The 4,359-nt window shown below is 62.3% G+C and carries 4 protein-coding genes; all 4 read left to right on the top strand.

Annotated features, from left to right (window positions below; all coding sequences use genetic code 11):
• Positions 1–723: carotenoid oxygenase family protein (locus AC1D06_RS41985; protein WP_477991429.1), on the top strand; the 723-nt coding region annotated here is incomplete at its 5' end.
• Positions 724–886: 163 nt separating this feature from the next.
• On the top strand, positions 887–1,723 hold the full coding sequence (locus AC1D06_RS41980; protein ID WP_477991427.1) for a VOC family protein: 837 nt from the start codon (positions 887–889) through the stop codon (positions 1,721–1,723).
• 18 nt (positions 1,724–1,741) lie between these two features.
• Positions 1,742–2,593: a fumarylacetoacetate hydrolase family protein gene (locus tag AC1D06_RS41975; RefSeq protein WP_477991425.1), complete on the top strand. Its 852-nt coding sequence runs from the start codon at positions 1,742–1,744 to the stop codon at positions 2,591–2,593.
• Between the two features lie 14 nt (positions 2,594–2,607).
• The gene (locus AC1D06_RS41970; RefSeq protein WP_477991423.1) at positions 2,608–4,275 is read left to right on the top strand and encodes a bifunctional 3-(3-hydroxy-phenyl)propionate/3-hydroxycinnamic acid hydroxylase; all 1,668 of its coding nucleotides are present in this window, start codon (positions 2,608–2,610) and stop codon (positions 4,273–4,275) included.
• Positions 4,276–4,359 lie beyond the last annotated feature (84 nt).

Genomic DNA, 4,359 nt, shown 5'->3' with positions numbered 1-4,359 from the left:
GGCGGCCGGCATTTCCAGTGGCAGCCGGGGCTCGACCAACTGTTCGGCGTGCTGCCGCGCAATGGCGATGCGGCTGACGTCCGCTGGTTCACGGCGCCGAATGGATTCCAGGGGCATACGCTCAATGCCTTCGACGATGGCCACGGGCKGATCTATGTCGACATGCCGGTCACGTCGGGCAACATCTTCTATTTCTTTCCCCAGGCCGATGGCCGCGTGCCGCCGCCGGAGACGCTACGGTCGCAGATGACGCGCTGGACCTTCGACATGAACAAGGTGGGTAACAGCCTCGAAGCCAGCACGTTGACGGACTTCATATGCGAATTCCCTCGCAGCGACGACCGCTACATGGGCCGGCCCTACAAACACGGCTTCGTAATCGGGTTCGATCCGGCCCGGCCATATGATTTCAAGAAGCTCGGCCCGCCGCCCTTCCAATTCATGAATATTCTGGCCCATATCGATGTCACGACACGGAAGTCGAAGATCTGGTTCGGCGATCCCACAACCTCGTTTCAGGAGCCGATCTTCGTGCCGAAGTCGAAAGATGCCGCAGAAGGTGAGGGCTATGTGATCGCACTGGCCAATCGTCTCGCCGAGATGGCGACGGATCTTGTGGTCCTCGATGCCCAGCATCTCGACGAAGGACCGATCGCGACTGTGAAGCTGCCGTTCCGGCTACGCATGTCGCTGCATGGCAACTGGGTTCCCGCTGCCGCCTGACAATGCCTCCCAAGCAGGTAATCGGCCCGAACATCGTTCCGGGCCGATTGCTTTTTGCGGGGTTATTAATGCTATCCCAACGAAAAAATGGAAAAATGCGCGATATACATATTGCATAATTATCAAAAAATGATAAAAGGTGGAAAACCAAATGGAGGAAGCGATGGCCCTTACTGCCGTCCGCGCGGGTGCCTATCTGCACCATGTCGCATTCGAAAGTTCCAATCCCCAACGCCTGGCCGAGTTCTACGCCGATGCCATGGACATGCAGCTGACCGCGTCCGGTGACGAATGGATCTGCGAAGGACCGCAGCGCCGCTATGTCRTCCGGGCCGGCGAGGACAAGAAGCTCGCSTATGCCGGGCTTGCCTGCCGCGACCAAGACGGCGTGGCGGAGCTCAAGGCGCGCGCCATGARTGRAGGGGTGRAAATCCTGCCCTCGCCTTCACCCTTCTTCGARGATGGCGCCTTTGCGGTGAAAGATCCTGACGGCCATCTGATCRCCTTCGGGCTCGCCAAGCTCCAGGCCGCGGGCTTCAAAGGCATCCGTGGTCCGACGCAGCATCTCACCTTCGCGTCGCTCRATGTCGAGGCGTTCCGYGATTTCTATCACGGCAAGCTCGGCTTCGCGCTGTCCGACCGCGTGCTGCATAAGGATGGTTCGCTCGCGACCTGCTTCACGCGCTCCAACCACGAGCACCACACGATCGCCTGCTTCAAGTCCGACCGCACCGGCGTGGACCATCACTCCTATGAGGCCGGTGAGTGGGACACGATCCGGGACTGGTGCGACCATCTCGCCGAACGTCGCATTCCGATCATGTGGGGTCCCGGTCGCCACGGTCCGGGCAACAACCTTTTCATCTTCATCGAAGACCCCGACAARAACTGGATCGAGATCTCGGCCGAACTGGAAGTCATTCACGACCGCCCCGTCAAGGACTGGCCGCATGAGGCCCGSACCCTGAACCTGTGGGGCAAGGCAATCCTTCGATCGTAAGCGGAAGCGGAGAATCCCATGCAGYTCCTGAGCTACACGCGTCTTRGCACTCCCGGCTTCGGTGCTCGGGTCGGCAMGGGTATCGTCGATCTGACCGGCAAGCTCGCGCCCRGTGTTCTAACGCTGAAACACGCGATCGAGGCCGATTGCCTCGGCAAGGCGGCCGCGTTTGTCGACGGTCGCCCGCCGGAGTTCACCGAGWCGGACRTCGTTCTCCTGCCCGTGATTCCGGATCCGGGCAAGATCCTYTGCGTCGGGCTGAATTACGAATCCCACCGCGCCGAGACCAAGCGCCCGGACGCGAAATACCCGACGCTCTTCACCCGYTTTGCCGATACGCAGATTGCGCATCGCCAGCCGATCGTGAAGCCGCGGGTCTCCGACAGTCTCGATTTCGAGGCTGARCTCGCGGTCGTCATCGGCCGCGGCGGGCGCTACRTCGCSCARAGTGCTGCAATGGACCATGTGGCGGGCTATGCCTGCTACAACGATGGCACCGTGCGTGACTGGCAGCGGCATACGTTTCAGTTCACGCCCGGCAAGAACTTTCCCTCGACCGGCGCCTTCGGCCCGCAATTGGTGACGCCTGACGAAGTCGASGACTACACGAAGCTCCACATCCTSGGCCGGCTCAACGGCGAGGTGATGCAGSAGGCGACGCTYGCCGACCTCATTTTCCCCATCCCGACGCTGATTTCCTATTGCTCGCAGTTCACGCCTCTTCGGCCCGGCGACGTGATCCTGACCGGAACCCCCGGTGGGGTCGGCGATCGCCGCGAGCCGCCGCTCTACATGAAGCCCGGCGATATCTTCGAGGTCGAYATACCCGGCGTGGGTCTGCTCGCCAATCCTATTATGGCCGAARGCTGAGGGCGGAACTGCGKATGGAGATGCCCGGGAAGGAGAACTGGCTGGCAGCAGATGACGACGCGGCGCATGCSGACGTCGCAATCGTCGGTGCCGGTCCGACGGGCCTGACGCTCGCCAATCTCCTGGGCGGCATGGGCGTTTCCSTCATYCTCATCGAGCGCAACACCGCCACCGTCCAGGAGCCGCGCGCGGTCTCGATCGACGACGAGTCGATGCGGACGATGCAGGCGATCGGCCTTGYCGACGAGGTCGAGGCTATCGTAGCGCGCGGCTACGGATCACGCTATCTGTCGCCATCGCGCCGGCTCTTCCTCACCGTCGAGCCGACATCCCGCGACTATGGTTTCGACAARCGAAACGCCTTCCAGCAGCCGGAGCTGGAGCAGGTCCTGCGCGATGGGCTCGATCGCTTTCCTCACGTACGCCAGATGTTTGGCTGCGAGATGCATCGCTTCGCGCAGACGAAGGATTCGGTGACACTGGAGGTCCGGAATAGCACGGGCCRYCAGGCATGCCTGTCCGGGCGCTTCATGGTTGCCTGTGACGGCGGACGTTCACCGACACGCAGCAGCCTGGGCATTGAGCTGGCGGGATCGACCTTTGCCGAGCGTTGGCTGATCGTCGATCTTGTCAGAACCGAAAACCGCTTCCGCCATACCGAGGTCCATTGCGATCCCACTCGGCCTTGCATTTCCTTGCCGGGACCCGACAATATCCGGCGCTACGAGTTCATGCTGCATAAGGGCGAGGACGAGGAGGTTGCGAGCGACGAGGYGTTCGTACGCAACCTCCTTTCAAGSGTCGGTCCGGACCGCAATGCGGAATTCCGTCGTGTGCGGGTCTATACATTCCATGCCAGGATGGCGACGAGCTGGCGGCGGGGCAACATCTTCCTCGCCGGCGATGCCGCGCATCTGACCCCACCTTTCGCCGGCCAGGGCATGAACAGCGGCCTGCGCGACGCTCAGAACCTCGGCTGGAAGCTGGCCGAAGCTGTCGCCGGAAAGGTCGATGACGCTTTCCTCGACAGCTACGAGATCGAGCGCAAGCCGCATGCCTGGGAGATGATCAATCTTGCGCTGCGCATGGGCCAGGTGATGATGCCGGAAAACGGCGTCAAGGCGGCACTSACGCGGGCTGCCTTCGGCGTGCTGGGRCTCTACCCGCCGGCCCGCGACTATTTTGCCCAGATGCGCTACAARCCTAARCCGCGCTTCCGGCAGGGACTGYTGTTTCCCGATGGAAAGCCGGAGAGCCAGACCATGGTCGGCCGGCTCATCCCCCAGCCTGTCGTCGAGGGCACMGATCGCGTCCGCTCCCTGCTCGACAGGCTGCTGCCCGACCAGCCAACGGTGGTTGTCTTCGACGAGTTCCCGGATCGGATCGTGCCGGCGGCGGCCTTGTCGAAATTGGCAAGCGCCGGCGCTTTCGTCGTCGGCCTGACGCCGGAATGGATGAACCCGGTCGATGGCGCCTTCCCGGTCTATCGCGACGTCTCGCGACTGTTCAGCACGCCGCAACTCGAAAACTATCTCGGACATGCCTTTCTGCTGCGGCGCGACCGCTACATCGCCTCGATCGCGCCGGTTGCGGCACTCGAAACCTTGCTGCCCGCCATTGCCGCGATTGCGACGTCACGTCCGGCACCCAACCCGAACCCGGCACTGGCCGAGGCTTCATGATAGAATAAAGGGCCGCGGAGGAGGGCCGGAATGAACATGGAAATCCAGAGTGACACGATCACGCTCAACGGCGGCCAGGCGCTG

Source organism: Rhizobium sp. P2_G2 (assembly GCF_056403555.1).
This window is presented reverse-complemented; position numbering and strand designations above follow the sequence as displayed.